Raw genomic sequence first — 17919 nt, 5'->3', positions numbered from 1 at the left:
CACAACCTGACCTTAGGGAAGTTTTTCAATGAGTTAAAGCGAAAAAGTTAACGCTCGTTAAGAAACAGGATCCTGCTTTTCGCCACCTTCAGGCGCCTGCATCGGTCCCTTTTCGTAGTCCGTATCGGCGTTGATGATGTGCCTCGCCTCTTCGGGGACCCACTCTCCCCAGCGCGGTTGCAGTTGATGGTCAACCGAAACCCGGTCATCGAAAACGAAGCATTCGCCTTTCCAGAGACTGTCTTTTTCCGGAACCTTCTCCAGATAGTTCAATATGCCGCCTTCAAGGTGAAAAACTTCTTCAAAGCCATTCTTGAGCATCCACGCGGTTGCTTTCTCACAGCGAATTCCCCCCGTGCAGAACATGGCCACCTTCGGCTTCTTCTGCAGGTCCTCGCGCCCTTCAACCCAATCGGGAAACTCACGGAATGACTGGGTTTCAGGGTTGAGAGCATGCTCGAAAGTACCAAAGGCGAATTCATAATCGTTGCGCGTGTCGATCACGACCACATCAGGATCAGAAATGAGCGCATTCCAGTCTTCCGGCTTGACGTATTCGCCAACAACCTCGTTCGGGTCGATGTTATCTACCGCCAGGCGCACGATCTCCTGTTTCAGGCGCACTTTCATCCGCTTGAAGATATGACGATGCGTCCAGGCTTCCTTGTGAGTCAGATCTTTCATTCGCGGGTCGGACCGCAAATGAGCAAGGACTTCTCTAACACCGGCTTCAGGTCCGCAAATCGTGCCGTTGATGCCCTCTGACGCCAGGAGAATGCTTCCCCGAACGTCCCGCTCCTTGCAATAGGATTTCAGTGGATCGCGCATCGCTTCAAAGTCGTTCAGCGGCGTGAACATATAAAGGGCGGCAACAAGAAAGTCATTCATCGGATTTGGTCTGCTTCTTCGGAAAACGCCGATTTCGCTAGCGTGCATTCTAGGTCGGTCTTCGACCGTTTGCGCCCTCTATACAGTTACTGTCCGCTTTCTGGAAGGCTGGCAGTTTCCTCAATTGCCTTTGACTTGTTCTCTCAACCGGCATTTCCAAGGTGCGCGGATATGTCTTTGACGCAGTTCAGCAATGGTTTCGAGTAGCTGTTGCGATCGTCACGCAACCGAAAAAGAGGAACGGAAACACTGACGGCTGCTGCCGGACGGTTGTTTTCATCCAGGATAGCAGCCCCAAAACACGCGATTCCGGTCTCGTTTTCCTGATCATCGAATATGAACCCCTGTGCCTGACAACTTGCGATCTGGCTGGCCAGAACATCTGGGTCCGTGGTCGTGAAGGGGGTGATCGCTTCAAACTTCAAAGACCTGAGAAGACTTGCACATTCGGCTTCAGGTAACGCCGCCAGATAGGCCTTGCCAACGCCACTGGAGTGAAACGGCACCGGCGTTCCGATCGTCGAACTCATGCGCACGGTTTCGTGGCTTTCTATCTTGTCGATATAAACCAGTCCTGCACTGCTGGAGATCGCCAGATGAACCGTTTCTCCCGTCCGGTCGCGCAGTTTTTCCAGTGGCTTGCGTGCGAGATCACGGATATCGGAGCGCGCCAGTGCCCTGCGGGCAAGGGAAACCAATCTCAAGCCGGGGAGATAACGGCGGTCCGGCGTCTGAACGATCAGCCCTTCGGCTTCCAGGCCGGCAAGCAACCGATAGAGCGTCGGACGCGTGAACTCGCACTCGGCAAGAAGGTCCTGAAGACGCGGTGGTTCGGAGCGCGCACCGATGTGCTCCAAGAGCCCGATGCTTCGCGAGAGGCTTTGAGTTCCTTGAACGTGTTTCGTCATGTCAATTCCGTCAGCCGCCCTTTCCATTGATTGACAACCGTAACCGTCGCCGCAATACTGTCCACATATAGAACGAATGTCCATTATATGGACAAATCACAAGAGACGCAATGACCAAACCGAAGCAAGACGTTCTGGTGACCGGAGGCACGAGCGGGCTGGGTCAATCCATTGCCCAGGGCTTTTCGCGTGCAGGATACAACGTGATAGCCGCAGGGCTCGGACCTCTGCCCGAGAGCCAACCCGGTCTGGCATACAGGCATCTTGACGTGACGGTGGCCCAGACCATCGAAGACATCCTGTCGGAATGTGCATCGCTCCATGTGGTTGTGAATGCCGCCGGTGTCATTCGGCGCGGCGAGGAACTCAACCCTGAGGTCTTTGCCCAGGTCGTCGACATCAATCTGACGGGAACCATGCGCGTCTGTTCCGCAGCACGCACCCAGCTGGCGGCAACTGGTGGCTCAATCATCAACATCGCGTCGATGCTCACCTATTTTGGCGGCGGCCTCGTTCCCGCCTACGCCTCGTCCAAAGGCGGCATCGCGCAGCTGACAAAGTCTCTGGCGATTGCCTACGCGCCGGACGGTATCCGAGTGAATGCACTTGCTCCCGGCTGGATCGCGACCCCTTTGACCCGCAATCTTCAGGAAGATCCGGAACGCAGCGAGGCGATCCTGTCACGCACTCCGATGGCCCGTTGGGGCCAGCCTGAAGATCTTGTCGGCCCGGCGCTGTTTCTGGCCTCTGACGCCGCCGGTTTCGTGACGGGCACTATTCTCAACGTTGACGGCGGCTATGCCGCGGTCTGAACACTCTAAACAATCAACCAAGCGGAAAGCCAATGCCTCTTGTCAGTGAAGATCAAAATCCTCGCGTTCCGTACAAACATCCGATGCCGCCCGACGCGTTGCCCGAGATCGTGATCCCGAACGCGCTGTCCGAAGACGATCCGCGCATGTGGGTACAGCAGGCCGAGCACGTATTCTTTCGCCCTCTGTGCCTCAATGTCAGCCAGGGCTATTGGATGAACCTGTTGAAGGTCACCAAATCCGGAGTGCTGTCACGCCACCGGCATCCGAACGCCGTGCACGGGTTCGTGCTGAAAGGTCGCTGGCACTATCTTGAGCATGAATGGGAAGCACGCGAAGGAGGCTATGTTTTTGAACCTCCGGGGGAAACCCACACGCTTGTCGTGCCTGACGATGTCGAAGAGATGATCACCTATTTCCAGGTAAACGGCGTCATGTATTACGTCGATCCTGACGGAAATCACCTGGGTTATGAGGATGTTTTTACAAAGATCGATATGTGCCGGGCACATTTTGAGAAGGTCGGCCTTGGTGCGGACTATGTGAAGACCTTCATCCGGTAAGCATCATGACAAATGTGAGCTACGATTTCTCGGGTCGTACCGCCATTGTCACGGGCGGCGCGGCCGGGATCGGTGCGGAGATTGCGCGTCACTATGCGGCTGCCGGCGCCCGGGTAATGATCTGGGACATGAACGCACCAGCCTCTCCGCCGGGAGGGGCTGAATACTGCAAAGTGGATATCAGTCAGCCGGACCAGATCGAACAGGGACTGGCAACAACCCTTGATGCGTTCGGCGGCGTAGACTTCCTGTCCCACAATGCGGGATTTGCCGGCCCCACGCTGCCCGTGACCGATTGCGATCCCGATACCTGGGCAAAAGTCATCGAGGTGAATCTGACGGGTACCTTTTATCTCGCCCATGCAATCGTGCCGGTCATGCTGCAAAAAGGCACCGGCAGGATCATCAACATGGCTTCGCTGGCGGGCAAGGAAGGCACGCCCAATGCGTCGGCCTATTCCGCCGCCAAGGCAGGCGTCATCGGTTTCACCAAGTCATTGGCAAAGGAACTGGCACAAACCGATATCCGGGTAAATTGTGTTGCTCCGGCTGCGATCCAGACCGCCATCCTGGATCAGATGACCCCTGAATTCGTGCAGGTCATGATCGACAAGTCTCCCATGAAACGACTTGGGTCCATCGAAGAAGCAGCCCGCATGGTGATGTGGCTGTCTTCAGAAGACTGCTCATTCAACTCCGGTGCGGTTTTCGACCTTTCCGGCGGACGTGCCACCTACTGAGAACGATAAATGACACAGGCTATTGACGGATTGACAAGCCGCGCGATGGATGCCGCTCCCTCCATCACCCGCGAACTGGCTAATACTGCAATGGGAACCCAAGGACTGATCCCCCTCTGGTTTGGCGAACCCAACGAACCAACACCGAAATTCATTTGCGACGCCGCCACCCGGGCGCTTGCAGATGGAGAAACATTCTATGCCGAAGGATTGGGTCGCCCCTTCCTGAGGCACGCTCTTTCCGACTACATGACCAACCTCTATGGCCGGCAAATCGGATCGGACCGGATTGCCGTCACCGTGTCCGGTGGCAATGCTCTCAATCTGGCCTTCCAATCGGTGCTGGAAGAAGGGGATATGGTTGCCACCATCACGCCTGCCTTTCCAAATCTTCTGGCCATTCCAAGGTTGCAGGGTGCACGCCTGATCACCCATTCGATGGAAATCCGTGATGGACGCTGGCACCTTGATGTCGATGCATTTCTGGAGGCAGCAAAGCCTGCCAAGGCGGTGCTATTGAACTCACCGTCGAACCCGACGGGTTTCATGCTCGAGCACGATGACATGCGCCACATCTTGCACGTTCTGCGCCAAAGGGGCACCTGGCTGATTTCCGATGAAGTCTACGCACGCATCGTGTTCGAACGCACTGTCGCCTCCTCCTTCCTTGACGTTTCCGAGCCAGAAGACCGCCTGATCGTGGTCAACTCCTTTTCAAAGTCCTGGGCGATGACCGGCTGGCGTCTCGGTTGGCTGACGCTTCCTCCTTCGTTGACACCGGTCATCGAAAAGATCGCCGAGTTTTCAGTCGCTTGCGCTCCGCCGTTCGCTCAACGGGCTGCGGTAACGGCACTGGCCGAGGGAGAACCCTTTATCGCCGAGACCATCGCAAAATATCGCCTGGCCCTCGATCTGGTGAAAGAAACTCTTGCCAGCCACCCGAAAGTGACCTTTCCCGTGCCCAACAGCGCTTTTTATGCCTTTTTCAGACTGAACGGCGTTGAGGATTCCGTGTCTCTTGCACGCGATCTGATCGCAAACGCCAAAGTAGGACTGGCTCCGGGAGAAGCGTTTCTGATGAAAGAACCCGGCTGGTTCCGGCTCTGCTTCGCCCAAACACCGGAGCAGCTCGGCGAGGCGTTGGAACGGCTTCAGCCATGGCTGAAACAGACGCACGGCTAGGCAAATGTCGGAAAGCGAAGCAGCCGCATTCGCTTTCCGACTGATCCAAAGATCCTTAAAGGGTCACCACCGCCTTAATCAGGGTTTCCCGGTCACTCGCCAAATCGCCAAACGTGTTCTGAAAATCTGCAAAAGGAATTTTTCTTGAGCAAAGCGCATCCGTGTCGACCGATCCATCCTTGATGGCCTTCATCACGGTCTCGAAGTCCTGCCGCGTTGCATTGCGACTGCCGATGATCTGGGTCTCCCGCTTATGGAACTCGGGGTCTTCAAAGCTGATCTGTTCCTTGACCACGCTGACCAGAACATATCGGCTGCCATGAGCAAGCAACGGAAACCCCGCTTCGATTGCTCGAACATTCCCCGTCGCGTCAAAGACCACATCGAAGCCGTCGGAAAGCGGACCGGAAAGCAAGTCGGATCCGGCTAGATGGACATCCTCAAAACCGAACTTTTCTTTCGCCTGGGCAAGTCTGGCCTCGCTCAGGTCGAGAAGATGCACTTCCGCTTCTTCAAGCCTTGCGAAAAGAGCAACGCCCAGGCCGATTGGACCGGCGCCGGTCACGAGAACCCGTTCGCCCCTCACAGGGCCGGCCCTGCGCACCGCATGAGCTCCAATCGCCAGAAACTCGACCATTGCAGCCTGGATTTCGCTCAAACCCGTTGCCCGGTAGAGGTTTTGAGCCGGAACCGCGATTCTTGAACACAGTCCACCATCACGATGCACACCCAGAACTTCGATATTGCTGCAGCAGTTCGGTTTGCCTTTTCTGCACGCCCGGCATTCACCACAGGAAAAATACGGATTGATGACCACAAGCTCTCCAGCAGTCCAATCCTGAGCGCTCATCGCAACTCTTCCACTGAGCTCGTGCCCGATAACTCTCGGATACTCCAGGAACGGGTGTTTGCCATCAAATATGTGATAGTCGGTCCCGCAGATACCGACTGCCTCGATATCGACCAGAACCCAACCGTCCGGTGCCCGGACCGGCAACTCACGCGTCTCCAGTCTGAAGACACCCGGCTCGACCACGACACCGCATGGCATGACCGCAGTGGATGACGTGCGCTTCGACTGTTCAATGTTCATTGGAGTTTTCCTGACTGCGCGGCACCCAGTCGTGCGGCAACTCACCCTTGATGATCAGGCTGAGAACGTCGTCCTTGGTCACATCCTCGATCCTGTGTGATCCCACATTCTTGCCCTTATTCATCACCACGACCCGGTCGCAGAGTTCAAAAACATCATGCATGTCATGACTTACCAGAAAAATGCCAATCCCTTCAGACCGCAGTCTCTTGATCAACTCGCCGACCATAGCCGTTTCCGACGGTCCGAGGGCCGCCGTCGGCTCGTCCATAATCAGGATTTTCACATCGAAGTAGATTGCCCTGGCGATCGCGATAACCTGCCGCTGTCCGCCTGAAAGGCTTGCAACCGGATCGTTCAGGTTCTTGAAATTCGGATTGAGTTTTTTCAAGACACGGACGGTTTCGGCCATCATCCTGGTGTCGTCCAGGTTGCCGAAACGGGTTTTCAGTTCCCGGCCGAGAAACAGGTTGGACGGCGCATTGAGGTGATCGGCAAGCGCGAGCGTCTGGTAAATGGTCTCAATACCAAGATCCCGCGCATCATGCGGATTATGAATGGTTGCGGCTTTGCCATTGACCTTGATCGTGCCTTCGCTGGGTATCATCGCTCCCGACAGAATGCGCATCAGGCAGGACTTGCCGGCGCCATTGTGTCCCAGAACGCCAACCACTTCGCCTGGATGAAGGTCCAGCGAGACGCCGTTGACGGCACGAATTCCGCCGAAGTGCTTTTCTATGTCTGTCATCTGCACAAGTGGAGGAGCAGACTGGGTTTGCGGGGTCATGTTCGGGTCCTACGAAGGATCAAAAAAAGAACCGGAAGCCCGAGGTAGGGAGGCTTCCGGCCAAGTTGCAACGGGTTAGTAAAGGACGTTCTGAACTGCGGGGTGATCGATATTGTCTTTGGTTGCTAGAACCACACCCGTGTCGATGAAGTTCGGAACTTCTTCACCATTCAAAAGCTTCATGATGGCCTTCACGCCGAGTTCTCCCATCTGGAAGGAGCCCTGAACCGCAGTTCCGGCGAGCGTTCCGTCCCGCACAAAGTCTTGAAGATCGGTGTTGCCGTCGAAACCGAGAGCCGTGAGGCTGCCTGCCTTGCCTGACTGAACAATGGCACGTCCCATGCCGATTGCGGTCGGTTCGTTTGCGCCAAAGATACCCACCAGGTCGTCATTTGCGGCCAGAATGTCCGTGGTCTGATTCAGAGCCGTTGCCATTTGCGACTGTGAGTAGAACGGCCCAACGATCTCGATGTCGGATTTTGCATTGATACGCTCAACGAAGCAGCCAACCCGCCCAACCTCGGACCCGACACCGGCCACATAGGACATGACTGCCACTTTACCCTTGGTGCCGACCTCGGACATCATCTTGTCCGCGACAAGCTGACCGGCAGCGCAGTTATCCGTTGAAAGGAAGGACTGGTAATATTGCTTGCCGTTGTCGGCCAACCCAGAGTCGATGATCACAACCGGGATCTGCGCTTCGAAGGCCTTCTTGACCGCAGGTACAAGAGCTTCGGGATCGGAAGGTGCCAGCACAATTCCGGAAACACCGCGGTTCACTGCGTTTTCAACCAGACTGACCTGGTCCGCGATCGCAGATTCTGAGGCCGGGCCGTTGAAGGTCATTGTATGCCCTTCCTGACCTTCGATTGCGGCACTCGCTCCCTTATTCACGTTCTGCCAGAAATTCGAGTTCGTCGTCTTGACGATGACTGCGATTTCCCCTGCCTGCACGGCCGCCGCCGATAGCGCAAGTGCACTCACCATGACTGCAGTCGTAATCAGCTTCTTCATTGTGTTCTCCTCCGATTGAAGATGCGTTGCTAAGAGATCCGGCTTGTCAGCGCCGGTTTCGGATCTGATCGACATAGACCGCCAGGATGACGATGACGCCGATCACGATTTGCTGGATGAAAGCGGAAACGCCTGCCATGTTGAGGCCGTTCCGGAGCACGCCGATAATGAACGCGCCGATCATCGTGCCCGAGATGTTGCCGACACCACCCATCAGTGAAGCGCCTCCAATGACGGCGGCCGCAATGGCGTCGAGCTCATACATGACGCCTTCGTTCGGCTGCACTGTCACCAAACGGGACATCAGAACATTGCCCGCAAGTCCTGCCAGAGCACCGGAAAGCGTGTAGGCAAAGATCTTGGTTCGATCCACAAGCACCCCGGAAAGACGGGCAGCCTCCTCATTGGAGCCGGTCGCATAGATGTGACGCCCTGCCTGACGGCGGTTCAGCAAGTAAGCTGCCAGCAACGCCATGATCGCCAGCAGGATCACCGGATAGGGAATTCCAGGAAAAACGACCTTCGGAAAGATGCCGCCAGTTTGCTCGACAATTCGGAACAAGGAGCCGTTACCGAGCCATCCAAAGGCTTCTCCCAGGCGCGAAATTGGCGCCGCACCGGTCAACTGAAGAGCCAGACCGCGCGCAATCAGCATCATGCCCAAAGTGGCGACAAACGGTGTGATGCGCATCTTGGTGATGACAAACCCATTGACCAGGCCACAGGCTGCTCCAGCCAGAATTCCGGCTGCCATTGCCGGTGCAATGGGAAGTCCTGCTTTGACGCTCAATCCCGTCACAACTCCAGACAGCGCAAGTACGGAGCCGACACTCAAGTCAATACCACCGGTGATGATGACGAGCGTCATGCCGATGCCGAGCAGACCGATAACGGAAGTCTGCAGTAGAACCGTCAGACCGTTGTTGACCGTGAAGAACGCATCGTTGCCAAAGGAAAAGGCAAATACGAGGACAGCAAGCGTCAGCAGCGCGGAAAGTTTGTGAAACGATCCGGCTGAAAGCCTGAATGTCCAGGATGCCGGAGCCACTGCCCTGTCAAAATCAGCCATATCACCTCCCAGGCCGAGGTTTTGAATTTAATTATTAAATACAATATGACTCTCATGCTGGATTTCCGTCAATTGTTTTTTATTTAAAAATACAAAAACAATAAGAATTGTCCTGCCAAACGGATGTGTTAGGATTCTTGAATGGCACGAACTGACGATCGATTCCGAAGCGCTTACAACACTTTGCTGGATATCTGCGGCAACATGGAAGTTGGAGACCAATTGCCCGCCGAAACTGTTCTGGCAAACAGGATGGAGGTAAGCAGAACCATAGTCCGCGGTGCTTTGCAGAAACTGGACTCAGAAAATCTCGTTGAGTGGGAAGGCCGCCGAAAGACCCTAGTTCGGAAACCGGAACCTAGACATCGTCTGACGCCGGCTGAGAGCCCTCCTTCCACCGAAGAGTTGGAACAACAGTTTCTTGATTGGATTCTGCGCTTCGACATTCCTGCCGGAACTTCACTCAACGTTGCACAGCTTTCACGTCAATTCAGTGTATCGGCGCACAGTCTGCAAGAGTTTCTTTCCGGCCTCAGCCGCTTCGGCCTCGTTGAACGCCGTCCCAAGGGCGGATGGATCCTGTCAGGCTTCACAGCAGGTTTCGCGATCGAGCTTTCAGATTTCCGCCTTGTGTTGGAAATGAATGCCGTCAGGCATCTTCTTGCCTTGCCGGACGATCATGAAATCTGGAACAAGCTCCAGGATCTGAAGCGGGAACACGAAGAACTCAGAACAGACCTGGCAAGCCGATATCACGACTTCTCAATGCTGGATGGAAAGTTCCACGCGACCGTCAACAGCGTCGTCAAAAACAGGTTTGTTGTTGAAGCCCAGAAGCTCATCTCGCTGATTTTTCACTATCACTACATGTGGGACAAGCGGGACGAGCTGGAGCGCAACGCAGCGGCAATCGAGGAACATCTCGACTGGATCAACGCCATGTTGGAAAGGGACGTCGAGAAATCCGAGGCAGCTGCCCTCAAACACTTGCGCCGGTCTAAGGAGACGTTGCTGAACTCCCTCAAGGGACATCAATTGGTCTAGCTATATCCAAAAAGCATAAATCCCGCCAAACTGGCTGTGGTTCTTGGATAAGATTGTTCCCATGTAAACGGTCGCGCAGCAGGAACCGGTCCGTCAGAATATTCCTCACGAACCGGGCCTGGCTCAGGTCAGTCAGCCTGAAATCGTGGAACCCACAACCGCCTCAAGTCGCGGCATTTGCATGTCTGGATCGCTCGCCTTGGCCCACTTCAGAAAGCTGCCGATACGCCTGTCGACTTTTTCCGCATGGTTCTGCGCAATGTCCGAAAGTTTGTGGTCAAGAAAGGGATTCTGAAACCGGTCGATGGTCGTCTTCACATAGGCTTCCGCTTCCTCGGCTCTGCCCTGGGCAGCAAAAGCGGGAACGACTTCACGTGCATACAAGTCCTTCAGGTCCGCCAGTTCCACGTCATCTTCGATGGCTTCCCTGACAAACTGCCGAGACAACGAACCAGCAGCCAGCCAGCGAGACACCATGTAGGTGTGTCCGAGGTTGAGGATGTAGAGCTTAAGCGTTTCGACCTGCTCAAGATCATCCACAACACGCACGTCGGGGTGCTCACACGGCACGATGAGGCCGGGCTGGTTCTCAATCGCCCAAAGCGCATAAGGTTCGGCAACCGCACCGGCCGGTTCCAGCGGCTCGGACACGATCCGGTCCACCAGCGAATTGACCCACAGGACTTCCGACTGAAGCCAGGCGCGGAATTCTTCCGGGTAAATCTGTGCAATGGACAGAACAAGACCCCGCAGGACCGTGCCATTTTGTGGAATGAGTTCCGCAGGCATTACCTGAATAGGTTCTCCACCTGCTCTGAAACGTTGAAACAGAAACCAGGTGAGCTTGGCCGGATAGGACATTTGTGCGGAGAATTCCGCTGTCTTGTCGGCGTCCTGCGGTCGGAAACCGGCATCGGCGGTGTTGGATATGATGATCCTGGCCTTCCCCTTGATGATAGCAGCAATTTCTGCAAGGTCGAAAGGAAGAGACAGTCCTCGGGCAACGCTCTGAACTGTTCTGACCGTGTCGACCAACTCTCCTTGGTCCACCCCTTTGATTTGGACACTGTATCCCTCCGGATCCGCCAGTGCTTGCAACCGACTCGCGCGGGAAGCGTCGCCACTGCTTTGGACGACGGTAATCCGACCCAACGCCCGCCCCTCCCGCAGCGCTTCAGATATGAAGAGATCTGCATGGGCTTGCAGAAAGCGGCTGGTCCCGAACTGGACAATCGGCGTTGTCGGCATGGTGTCTCCTTTAGATATTTTGTTTTTTATTATTTAAGACATAACTGGTCAACCGAGTTTCCTGACCAGGCAATTTCCGGCCAAACGAAAACGGGCGCAATCCTTTCGAATTGCGCCCGGCACTGATTTCCCGAAATCAGATCTCGTGCTTTTCAATCACTGAAAAGACTGCAGATATGCAATGACATTGTCGATGTCGGCTTCCTTGCGAAGACCGGCGAAGGACATCTTGGTTTTCGGAACAACCTTTTTCGGCTTGGTCAGGAAGGCGGTCAGGGTTTCCTCGTCCCACACTAGACCGCCACCGGCAAGTTCAACCATGCTCTTGGAGTATTTGAAGCCCTCGACCTGACCGGCCGGGGCATCGATGATGCCGTTCAGAGCAGGTCCGACCTTGTTCTTTGCGCCATCGCCAACAGCGTGGCAGGCCTTGCATTTCTTGAACACCTTTTCACCGGCAGCTGCATCCCCTTCGGCAAGCGCCGGAGACGCCAGCGCAAGTCCGACCGCTGCCACCAGGCATGAGATTGCGTATTTCATATCCAATCCTTTCCGTGTACGCCGAATTCGAAACCGGCTTTTTCGGAACAGCTCGGTCGAATGACGCTTCTGAGATTCATCGCCACAAGAAACGGGTTTTGGCCCGTTTTCTCTTTGATTTTCATCAAGCGGTCATCGGTTAATTCCGCCATCGCAAGGTGTGTGGAACCGCCTGACCGAAACCCTCTTTCTGTTCTGATCTCCATTTCCCAATGGCATAAGCAGGTTAGCCGCGTTCAAGACGTGGCTGCTCAAGCATTGAGCAATCAGGTCCGGGTCCTGGGTTTGGTCAAAATCGGGAAATACACCCAGGTGAACAGCCCGAACGCGGTGATCCAGAGCGCGCCTGAGGTCAGCATGACCGGGAAATAGTCCCAGAACTGCGTTCCGAAGGTTCGCAGCAGCGCAGCCGCAATGACTGCGAGATAGGCCAGCATGATCGGCGTCGAAACTTTCAACGGACGCCCGCTGTGACCAAGGGAGGCCCTTGTCATCATGGCAAGCGTCATCCCGCCAACGGCACCTGCAGCAAGAAGATGAAGGGCAGCGGTTTCGCTGAACGCACCGAAAGTCAGGCTGAACCCATAAACGAGGTAACCGACCGACAGCAGCAGGAAGGCGGCATGAAGGATCCAGAGGATCGGACTGTCCAGTGTAACCCAGCCTCTCCAACCGGACACCCGGCCGAGATTGGCGGCGCCCGCTCCGAGACAAAGGAGCCCGAAGACCGTTGCGGGAACCGGCAGTGCACTGGCCACTGCGGACAGGACCGCAAGCAAAATGCCAGCCCTGTCGAGCCAGGTTCTCGATACAGGCATCGTCCCGGCATAGCCAACCCGGTTAAGAGCATTTCGGGTAAAGGCGGGAACGACACGTCCCCCGATAATCACGATCATTGCAGCGCTGACGAAGAGCCCCAGTCGAACACCGGTTTCAGCAGACCCTTCCGTCCATCCGATCCATTCAAGGTGCATCAGAAGATTGCCGGTAAAGAGCGCGCTCAGGAGAAAAAGGAACACCGCATTTCGGACCTGAGACTTCTTGGCCAGCCTTCCGATTATGCTGGTCGCAAGGATCGGAACAAACGCCAGATCCACAAGCGCAACCAGGACCGGGTCGAGCAATCCGGAGAACCAGACCGCAAATCGTCCCAACAGCCAGACCGCTCCGCTGCAGGTCACAAACAGGGCACCGGATTCCCTGGACCCCGTCCAGTTCGGCACGGCCGTAATAAAGAACCCGGCCATGACCGCGACTGTGTAGCCGAAGACCATTTCATGGGCGTGCCACAGATGAGGTGCCATACTCATTGGGAGGGAAACGAACGCACCTCCGGCAGCATGAACACCAAGCCAGATGTTCCAGGCCAGCATCGCAATGACGGAAAAAATGCCGGCAGCAAGAAAGTAGAAGCGAAATCCGGCGGACAGAACCGTGGGAAATCGATTTGCCATCTTTGTCGTTTGCGGATGGGTAGTTGCGGCCATATGTCTGCCCTTAAGGGGAATTCCGGGGTGGATTGAACTCAGGACTTGCTATTCAACAAGGTAAAGTCTGGCGATGGTCGCAGTACCGGCGCCAAAAAGACTTGACCATCGTCAAGTCATTAATAAATCCTGAGTGTAAATCTCATATATACCCTCCCTTTCCGGGAGATTTCAGTCGACTGTCCGACGAGGAACTTGGAACTTCTATGCTTGAAAACGGTTGGATAAATTTTGCGGCATCATTCGCAGTCTTTTTCGCCTCCCACATGATACTGATCCGCCCGCCTGTCCGTCCGGTACTGGTCCGCCTATTGGGGCAACGCGGTTTCTCGGTGGCCTATTCGGCGCTCTCCGTTCTGATCCTGTGGTGGATGATCGAAGCGGCTCAATCGGCTCCTTACGTCGAGCTCTGGTCATGGGAACCGTGGCAGAACTGGATGCCGATCCTCGCAATGATACCGGTTTGCGTGATCGTGGCCTTTGGCGTTGGAGTGCCGAACCCGTTTTCGTTTGGCGGTCTGCACAATGACCGGTTCGATCCCGATCATCCCGGCCTGGTTCGCTGGATGAGGCATCCCGTTCTTGTGGCGTTGTTACTTTGGTCCACCGCACATTTGATCCCCAATGGCAATCTCGCGCACGTCATTCTCTTTGGAGCGTTCTCACTGTTTTCGCTGCTCGGCATGAAAATCATCGACAAACGACGCCAAAGAGAAATGGGAAATGACTGGGACAGACTTCTGAAAGCGACACGAAACGCTCCACCGCCAAGAGTTTTGCCGACGCTGAACGCGCTTGTCCGGTTCGCGGTCGCCCTCATCGTTTATATGGCACTGGCCCATTCCCACCCCTATTTTGCGGGCGTGAATCCCTTTGCCTGACTGGATTATCTGACCTGAAAGGGTGCTCCTGACAAAGTGTTGATCGACATATCTGGCCTATCATCGATCTCACGCTGAAAAACACTTGACCTGACCATCAAATTTCTAGTTAAAACTGGATAACAGGGCAGAAAATCGATATTATTGGATATGTCAATTCAAACTCAAACTGATCCGGCGCAGGAGCCCTCGGCGACACAACGCGCATATCTTGCGATCCGGCGTATGATCCTGATTGGCGAATTGCCACCGGGTGAAAAGCTCAAGATCGAAAAGCTTCGTACCATTCTGGATATGGGCGGATCTCCCATTCGCGAAGCCCTCACCCTCCTGGTTTCCGACCTGCTTGTGGAACGCCTGGATCAAAGAGGATTTCGCACAGCCGAAATCAGTCCGCACAACTTCACAGAAATTCTGAAGCTCCGCTGCCAGCTTGAAGAGATGGCTTTGCGTGAAAGTCTGGCCAACGCGGATCATGCCTGGGAAGACCGGCTGGTGCTCGCTCATCATCGAATGATGCGCGAACCGCGGACCAACGTGGAGCGCTTTGAGGAGCTTCACAAGGCCTTCCATCTGAACCTCTTGAGTGCCTGCCAGTCCCCGGTTCTTCTGAAGTTCTGCAATCAGCTTTACGACCTCAACATCCGCTACCGCTACCTTGCGGGAAAGGCGCTGAATTACTCCAAGCGCGATATCAGCAAGGAACACACGGACATCATGAATGCGGCGGTTGACCGGGATGCGGACAAGGCCTGCCACCTGCTGCTCGACCACTACCGGACGACCGGTGCTTTTCTTGAAAAGCACTTCACCTCGGTAGCGGCAGAATAGGAAATCTTGCGAAAAAATAAGGCAGGGGGGCCGGACTTCGGGATTCGGCCCCCCGCCCTTTTCAGGTGCCCTCAGGCACCAGAACCAGATCGAACGAAGCGAGCAGGTACGGTCCCTCGACCTGCCCGGATAGCTCAAACCCTTCTCCCGGGAACGATCCGGCCGGCTGCTCCACATAAGTCATGACCAGATCTTCGCGAACGCCGAAAACCGTGTCCTCGTCGAGATAGGGATCATCATCGGGAAAGATCTCTGTCACCAGGGGACGGAACCCCGGCGCCTTGACGATGTAATGCAGATGCGACGGTCGCCACGGGTGCCGTCCGCTTGCACGCAATATGTCGCCGACAGGACCATCTCCGGGAACCGTGTAGCTCACCGGTTTTACCGTGGTGAAGGCATAGCGCCCGTCCTTCCCGGTCGTCTGCATGCCGTGGAAGGAATAAGTGTCCTGATTCGGATCCTGACTTGAATACAGGCCGTTTGGCGCGGTCTGCCAGATATCCAGTTCGGCACCTTCTATCGGGTTGCCGCCCGTGTCCCGGATCGTTCCTTCGGCCAGCAGCACCTGTTCCTTGAAATCCTTTCTCAAGTCTCCGCCGATCGGCAACGGCGGCGCACCGGTGATGTGAAAGGGACCGAGAACACTTGAAGAAGTACCGTTCGGGCTGGAATGCAACATGTCGACCAGGGAAGAGAGCCCGAGAACATCGGACAGAAGCACGAACTCATGCCGTTCATCATCCGATATCCTGCCCGCCCATTCCAGGAACTCGATCCCCTTGCGCCATTCATCGTGGGTCAGGTTGGTTTCGCGGGCAAAGGCATGCAGATGCGAGACCAGGCTCTGCAAGATCTTCCTCAACCTCGGGTCTGTGTCCGACCCGAAATAGCCCATGAAGACGTCCGTTATGTTGTCCTTGGTGACGTGACGCATAAAATTCCTCTCCAAGACCTAATTCAGAATTGCCAGGCTGAGCGATGGCCAGCGGATAAGGGCGATAAGGACGATCAGCATCACCAGAGCAAACGGGAATGCTCCGACAAAAACGTCCTTCAGCGAGATCCGCGGATCGTTCAACGTGGCCTTGATGACGAAACAGGATATGCCGAGCGGGGGTGTCAGAAGACCGATTTCTGCCCCGACGACGGTGACAATCCCGAACCATATGAGCGAAAGACCCATCGGCTCCACAAGCGGCAGAAACAGGGGCACGACGATCAGGATGATCGATGCGGTGTCCAACAGCGTTCCCAGGAAGATCATCATCAGCACATAGATGACCATGATCCAGAAAAAGCTCATCTGGGTTTCGGTCAACAGGTCCCCAAGCTCATTCGGCAGGCCCGCCAGACCCAGCATCCTGCTGTAGATGGACGCTGCCGTAATCAGGAACAGGATCGAGGCGGTGATGTGCCCGGTCTCCAGAAGCGCATTCCACAGGGACTTGAGCGTCAGCTTTTTCCTGACGGCTGCGATCAGCAATCCGAGCAAGGAGCCGGCTGCCCCTGCTTCAACCGGTGTCAGCCAACCGGTGTAGATCCCGCCAAGCACCGCTGTTATCAGCAAAAGGGTCGGAACGGTCTTGTCCGCGATCTCCAGAGCAGACATCCACTCCGTGTCCTTGGCGGCACGCCCTCCGACATAGTCAGGTGTCAACCGCCCCATGAGGAAGATGGCAACCACATAGGCAATCGCAAGCAGAATGCCAGGAACGACACCGGCCAGGAACATGTCGCCGACGCTCTGCTCGGCAACAAAGGAATAGATGATCAGCATTGCGGAAGGCGGAATGATCATGCCGAGAACGGACGACCCGGCCACCACGCCAACGGCGAAGCGCGGATTGTAGTCAAAGGCGAGCATCTGCGGCACGGAAACCTTTGAGAAGACCGATGCCGAGGCGATCGAGGAACCGGTGACGGCCGCAAACACCGCATTGGCACCGACGGTGGCCATGCCGATCCCGCCCTTGACCTTGCGGAACCCGGAATTCATCACGGTGTAGATGTCTGCACCGAGCCCGGCTTTAGAAACGATCAGCCCCATAAAGGTAAAGAGCGGCACGGTCGCGAACGTGTATTCCATCACGCTGTCGCCGATCGCGATTTTCAGGAGGTTGATCGCCAGATCGAAATTGTCCCGCATCAGGATAATCGAGACGAAAGAGACCAGGCCGAGCGCTATCGGGATGTAAACGCCGAGATAGACCAGAACAACGATCGCGACGACAGACAGCATACCAATTTCGATAGGTGTCACGACTTATCCTCTGGCTGTTCATTCAGGCGGACCGGATCGACTTTCTTGTCCGGACTGAGCACTTTCATTGCAAACAGGACCGTGCAAAGCGTTGCACTCAGGTAGATGGCCAGTTTCACCGGCCACCAGGGCGCTGTGAACACTCCCGGCACGCCAAAAAAGTCCCTGGTTTCATACATTTCGACAAATTCCGGCCAGATGGCATAGGCGACAAGTGCCATGAAGACTGCCGAAGCAAAGTTGATCGCACGCCGAAGCGTTTCGGCCAGCCTCGGCTTTGTTGTCTGCAGAATGGTCAAGAACCCGTCTGACCGGGTCAACCTGTTGGTCCTCACGACATCCGGCAACTGCAGGAAAACAATCAGAACCATGGAGAACTGGACAACTTCCACTGCACCCCGGAAAGGCGCGTTGAAGAACCCGCGTGCAACAACGTCATAGTTCACGATCAGAACCAGACCGAGCACGATAAGGGTGCCAACTGCGTTGGCGGCAATAGCAACCCAGTTGGCAAGTTGTGATAAGGCGCGAACGCCATTTTCAAGTGGACGCAGCATCCCGGCGCT

Annotated in this window: 19 protein-coding genes; 7 read left to right on the top strand and 12 right to left on the bottom strand. The window is 55.5% G+C overall.

The genetic code is table 11. From position 1 onward, the window contains the following. Window positions 1-57: 57 nt before the first annotated feature. Window positions 58-888 (bottom strand): rhodanese-related sulfurtransferase, encoded by an 831-nt coding sequence (locus ABLQ08_RS17990; RefSeq protein ID WP_352944788.1) that lies wholly within the window; start codon window positions 886-888, stop codon window positions 58-60. Window positions 889-1031: 143 nt separating this feature from the next. Beyond that, window positions 1032-1796, bottom strand: a complete 765-nt coding sequence (locus ABLQ08_RS17985) for an IclR family transcriptional regulator (protein ID WP_352944786.1) — start codon at window positions 1794-1796, stop codon at window positions 1032-1034. Window positions 1797-1906: 110 nt separating this feature from the next. On the opposite strand from ABLQ08_RS17985, the gene ABLQ08_RS17980 reads away from it, so the two are divergent. Genes ABLQ08_RS17980 through ABLQ08_RS17965 form a run of 4 tightly spaced genes read left to right on the top strand, consistent with a single transcriptional unit; the run spans window position 1907 to window position 5093 of the window. Further along, window positions 1907-2608 (top strand): SDR family NAD(P)-dependent oxidoreductase, encoded by a 702-nt coding sequence (locus tag ABLQ08_RS17980; protein WP_352944784.1) that lies wholly within the window; start codon window positions 1907-1909, stop codon window positions 2606-2608. A 32-nt stretch (window positions 2609-2640) separates the two neighbouring features. Beyond that, window positions 2641-3171 carry a 2,4'-dihydroxyacetophenone dioxygenase family protein gene (locus ABLQ08_RS17975; RefSeq protein ID WP_352944783.1) on the top strand — a complete coding sequence of 177 codons (531 nt, stop codon included), beginning with the start codon at window positions 2641-2643 and terminating at the stop codon, window positions 3169-3171. A 5-nt stretch (window positions 3172-3176) separates the two neighbouring features. Next, entirely contained in the window at window positions 3177-3911 is a 735-nt protein-coding gene (locus ABLQ08_RS17970; RefSeq protein ID WP_352944781.1) for an SDR family NAD(P)-dependent oxidoreductase, read from the top strand. Window positions 3912-3920: 9 nt separating this feature from the next. Then, window positions 3921-5093 carry a pyridoxal phosphate-dependent aminotransferase gene (locus tag ABLQ08_RS17965; RefSeq protein WP_352944779.1) on the top strand — a complete coding sequence of 391 codons (1173 nt, stop codon included), beginning with the start codon at window positions 3921-3923 and terminating at the stop codon, window positions 5091-5093. A gap of 55 nt (window positions 5094-5148) precedes the next feature. Here ABLQ08_RS17965 and ABLQ08_RS17960 read toward each other — a convergent pair whose 3' ends face one another. From ABLQ08_RS17960 to ABLQ08_RS17945, 4 genes are all read right to left on the bottom strand, one after another. After that, on the bottom strand, window positions 5149-6144 hold the full coding sequence (locus tag ABLQ08_RS17960) for a zinc-binding alcohol dehydrogenase family protein (protein WP_417714933.1): 996 nt from the start codon (window positions 6142-6144) through the stop codon (window positions 5149-5151). Between the two features lie 31 nt (window positions 6145-6175). Beyond that, window positions 6176-6973: an ATP-binding cassette domain-containing protein gene (locus ABLQ08_RS17955; RefSeq protein WP_352944775.1), complete on the bottom strand. Its 798-nt coding sequence runs from the start codon at window positions 6971-6973 to the stop codon at window positions 6176-6178. A gap of 75 nt (window positions 6974-7048) precedes the next feature. Further along, window positions 7049-7990 carry an ABC transporter substrate-binding protein gene (locus tag ABLQ08_RS17950; RefSeq protein ID WP_352944773.1) on the bottom strand — a complete coding sequence of 314 codons (942 nt, stop codon included), beginning with the start codon at window positions 7988-7990 and terminating at the stop codon, window positions 7049-7051. 46 nt (window positions 7991-8036) lie between these two features. Continuing rightward, window positions 8037-9059, bottom strand: a complete 1023-nt coding sequence (locus ABLQ08_RS17945; protein ID WP_352944772.1) for an ABC transporter permease — start codon at window positions 9057-9059, stop codon at window positions 8037-8039. A 141-nt stretch (window positions 9060-9200) separates the two neighbouring features. On the opposite strand from ABLQ08_RS17945, the gene ABLQ08_RS17940 reads away from it, so the two are divergent. After that, window positions 9201-10103: a GntR family transcriptional regulator gene (locus ABLQ08_RS17940; protein WP_352944770.1), complete on the top strand. Its 903-nt coding sequence runs from the start codon at window positions 9201-9203 to the stop codon at window positions 10101-10103. A 132-nt stretch (window positions 10104-10235) separates the two neighbouring features. Here the strand turns inward: ABLQ08_RS17940 and ABLQ08_RS17935 are convergent, their stop codons facing one another. The 3 genes from ABLQ08_RS17935 to ABLQ08_RS17925 all read right to left on the bottom strand — a co-directional run bounded on the left by ABLQ08_RS17935 (window position 10236) and on the right by ABLQ08_RS17925 (window position 13378). Further along, the gene (locus tag ABLQ08_RS17935) at window positions 10236-11351 is read right to left on the bottom strand and encodes a mannitol dehydrogenase family protein (protein WP_352944768.1); all 1116 of its coding nucleotides are present in this window, start codon (window positions 11349-11351) and stop codon (window positions 10236-10238) included. 156 nt (window positions 11352-11507) lie between these two features. Continuing rightward, window positions 11508-11891 (bottom strand): c-type cytochrome, encoded by a 384-nt coding sequence (locus ABLQ08_RS17930; protein ID WP_352944766.1) that lies wholly within the window; start codon window positions 11889-11891, stop codon window positions 11508-11510. Between the two features lie 266 nt (window positions 11892-12157). Continuing rightward, window positions 12158-13378 (bottom strand): NnrS family protein, encoded by a 1221-nt coding sequence (locus tag ABLQ08_RS17925; RefSeq protein ID WP_352944764.1) that lies wholly within the window; start codon window positions 13376-13378, stop codon window positions 12158-12160. A gap of 206 nt (window positions 13379-13584) precedes the next feature. On the opposite strand from ABLQ08_RS17925, the gene ABLQ08_RS17920 reads away from it, so the two are divergent. Continuing rightward, entirely contained in the window at window positions 13585-14259 is a 675-nt protein-coding gene (locus ABLQ08_RS17920; protein WP_352944763.1) for an NnrU family protein, read from the top strand. 150 nt (window positions 14260-14409) lie between these two features. After that, window positions 14410-15090 (top strand): GntR family transcriptional regulator, encoded by a 681-nt coding sequence (locus ABLQ08_RS17915; protein WP_352944761.1) that lies wholly within the window; start codon window positions 14410-14412, stop codon window positions 15088-15090. A 61-nt stretch (window positions 15091-15151) separates the two neighbouring features. Here the strand turns inward: ABLQ08_RS17915 and ABLQ08_RS17910 are convergent, their stop codons facing one another. The 3 genes from ABLQ08_RS17910 to ABLQ08_RS17900 are packed head-to-tail and all read right to left on the bottom strand — an operon-like array spanning window position 15152 to window position 17910. Then, window positions 15152-16027 (bottom strand): dioxygenase, encoded by an 876-nt coding sequence (locus ABLQ08_RS17910; protein ID WP_352944759.1) that lies wholly within the window; start codon window positions 16025-16027, stop codon window positions 15152-15154. An 18-nt stretch (window positions 16028-16045) separates the two neighbouring features. Next, window positions 16046-17353 carry a TRAP transporter large permease gene (locus ABLQ08_RS17905; RefSeq protein WP_352944757.1) on the bottom strand — a complete coding sequence of 436 codons (1308 nt, stop codon included), beginning with the start codon at window positions 17351-17353 and terminating at the stop codon, window positions 16046-16048. Further along, a complete protein-coding gene (locus tag ABLQ08_RS17900) occupies window positions 17350-17910 on the bottom strand; it encodes a TRAP transporter small permease subunit (RefSeq protein ID WP_352944755.1) in 561 nt (186 codons plus the stop codon). Before ABLQ08_RS17900 ends, ABLQ08_RS17905 begins: the two co-directional genes overlap by 4 nt. Window positions 17911-17919: the final 9 nt, after the last annotated feature.

The sequence above is a fragment of the Roseibium sp. SCP14 genome, assembly GCF_040329475.1.
Taxonomy (GTDB): Bacteria; Pseudomonadota; Alphaproteobacteria; order Rhizobiales; family Stappiaceae; genus Roseibium.
Note: the sequence above shows the minus strand (reverse complement) of the source record. Positions and strands in the feature narration are given on the sequence as shown.

Excerpts from the sequence above, each read along its gene's own strand:
- ABLQ08_RS17990 (WP_352944788.1), bottom strand. The coding sequence starts at position 888 with ATGAATGACTTTCTTGTTGCCGCCCTTTATATGTTCACGCCGCTGAAC.
- ABLQ08_RS17985 (WP_352944786.1), bottom strand. The coding sequence starts at position 1,796 with ATGACGAAACACGTTCAAGGAACTCAAAGCCTCTCGCGAAGCATCGGG.
- ABLQ08_RS17980 (WP_352944784.1), top strand. The coding sequence starts at position 1,907 with ATGACCAAACCGAAGCAAGACGTTCTGGTGACCGGAGGCACGAGCGGG.
- ABLQ08_RS17975 (WP_352944783.1), top strand. The coding sequence starts at position 2,641 with ATGCCTCTTGTCAGTGAAGATCAAAATCCTCGCGTTCCGTACAAACAT.
- ABLQ08_RS17970 (WP_352944781.1), top strand. The coding sequence starts at position 3,177 with ATGACAAATGTGAGCTACGATTTCTCGGGTCGTACCGCCATTGTCACG.
- ABLQ08_RS17965 (WP_352944779.1), top strand. The coding sequence starts at position 3,921 with ATGACACAGGCTATTGACGGATTGACAAGCCGCGCGATGGATGCCGCT.
- ABLQ08_RS17960 (WP_417714933.1), bottom strand. The coding sequence starts at position 6,144 with ATGCCATGCGGTGTCGTGGTCGAGCCGGGTGTCTTCAGACTGGAGACG.
- ABLQ08_RS17955 (WP_352944775.1), bottom strand. The coding sequence starts at position 6,973 with ATGACCCCGCAAACCCAGTCTGCTCCTCCACTTGTGCAGATGACAGAC.
- ABLQ08_RS17950 (WP_352944773.1), bottom strand. The coding sequence starts at position 7,990 with ATGAAGAAGCTGATTACGACTGCAGTCATGGTGAGTGCACTTGCGCTA.
- ABLQ08_RS17945 (WP_352944772.1), bottom strand. The coding sequence starts at position 9,059 with ATGGCTGATTTTGACAGGGCAGTGGCTCCGGCATCCTGGACATTCAGG.
- ABLQ08_RS17940 (WP_352944770.1), top strand. The coding sequence starts at position 9,201 with ATGGCACGAACTGACGATCGATTCCGAAGCGCTTACAACACTTTGCTG.
- ABLQ08_RS17935 (WP_352944768.1), bottom strand. The coding sequence starts at position 11,351 with ATGCCGACAACGCCGATTGTCCAGTTCGGGACCAGCCGCTTTCTGCAA.
- ABLQ08_RS17930 (WP_352944766.1), bottom strand. The coding sequence starts at position 11,891 with ATGAAATACGCAATCTCATGCCTGGTGGCAGCGGTCGGACTTGCGCTG.
- ABLQ08_RS17925 (WP_352944764.1), bottom strand. The coding sequence starts at position 13,378 with ATGGCCGCAACTACCCATCCGCAAACGACAAAGATGGCAAATCGATTT.
- ABLQ08_RS17920 (WP_352944763.1), top strand. The coding sequence starts at position 13,585 with ATGCTTGAAAACGGTTGGATAAATTTTGCGGCATCATTCGCAGTCTTT.
- ABLQ08_RS17915 (WP_352944761.1), top strand. The coding sequence starts at position 14,410 with ATGTCAATTCAAACTCAAACTGATCCGGCGCAGGAGCCCTCGGCGACA.
- ABLQ08_RS17910 (WP_352944759.1), bottom strand. The coding sequence starts at position 16,027 with ATGCGTCACGTCACCAAGGACAACATAACGGACGTCTTCATGGGCTAT.
- ABLQ08_RS17900 (WP_352944755.1), bottom strand. The coding sequence starts at position 17,910 with ATGCTGCGTCCACTTGAAAATGGCGTTCGCGCCTTATCACAACTTGCC.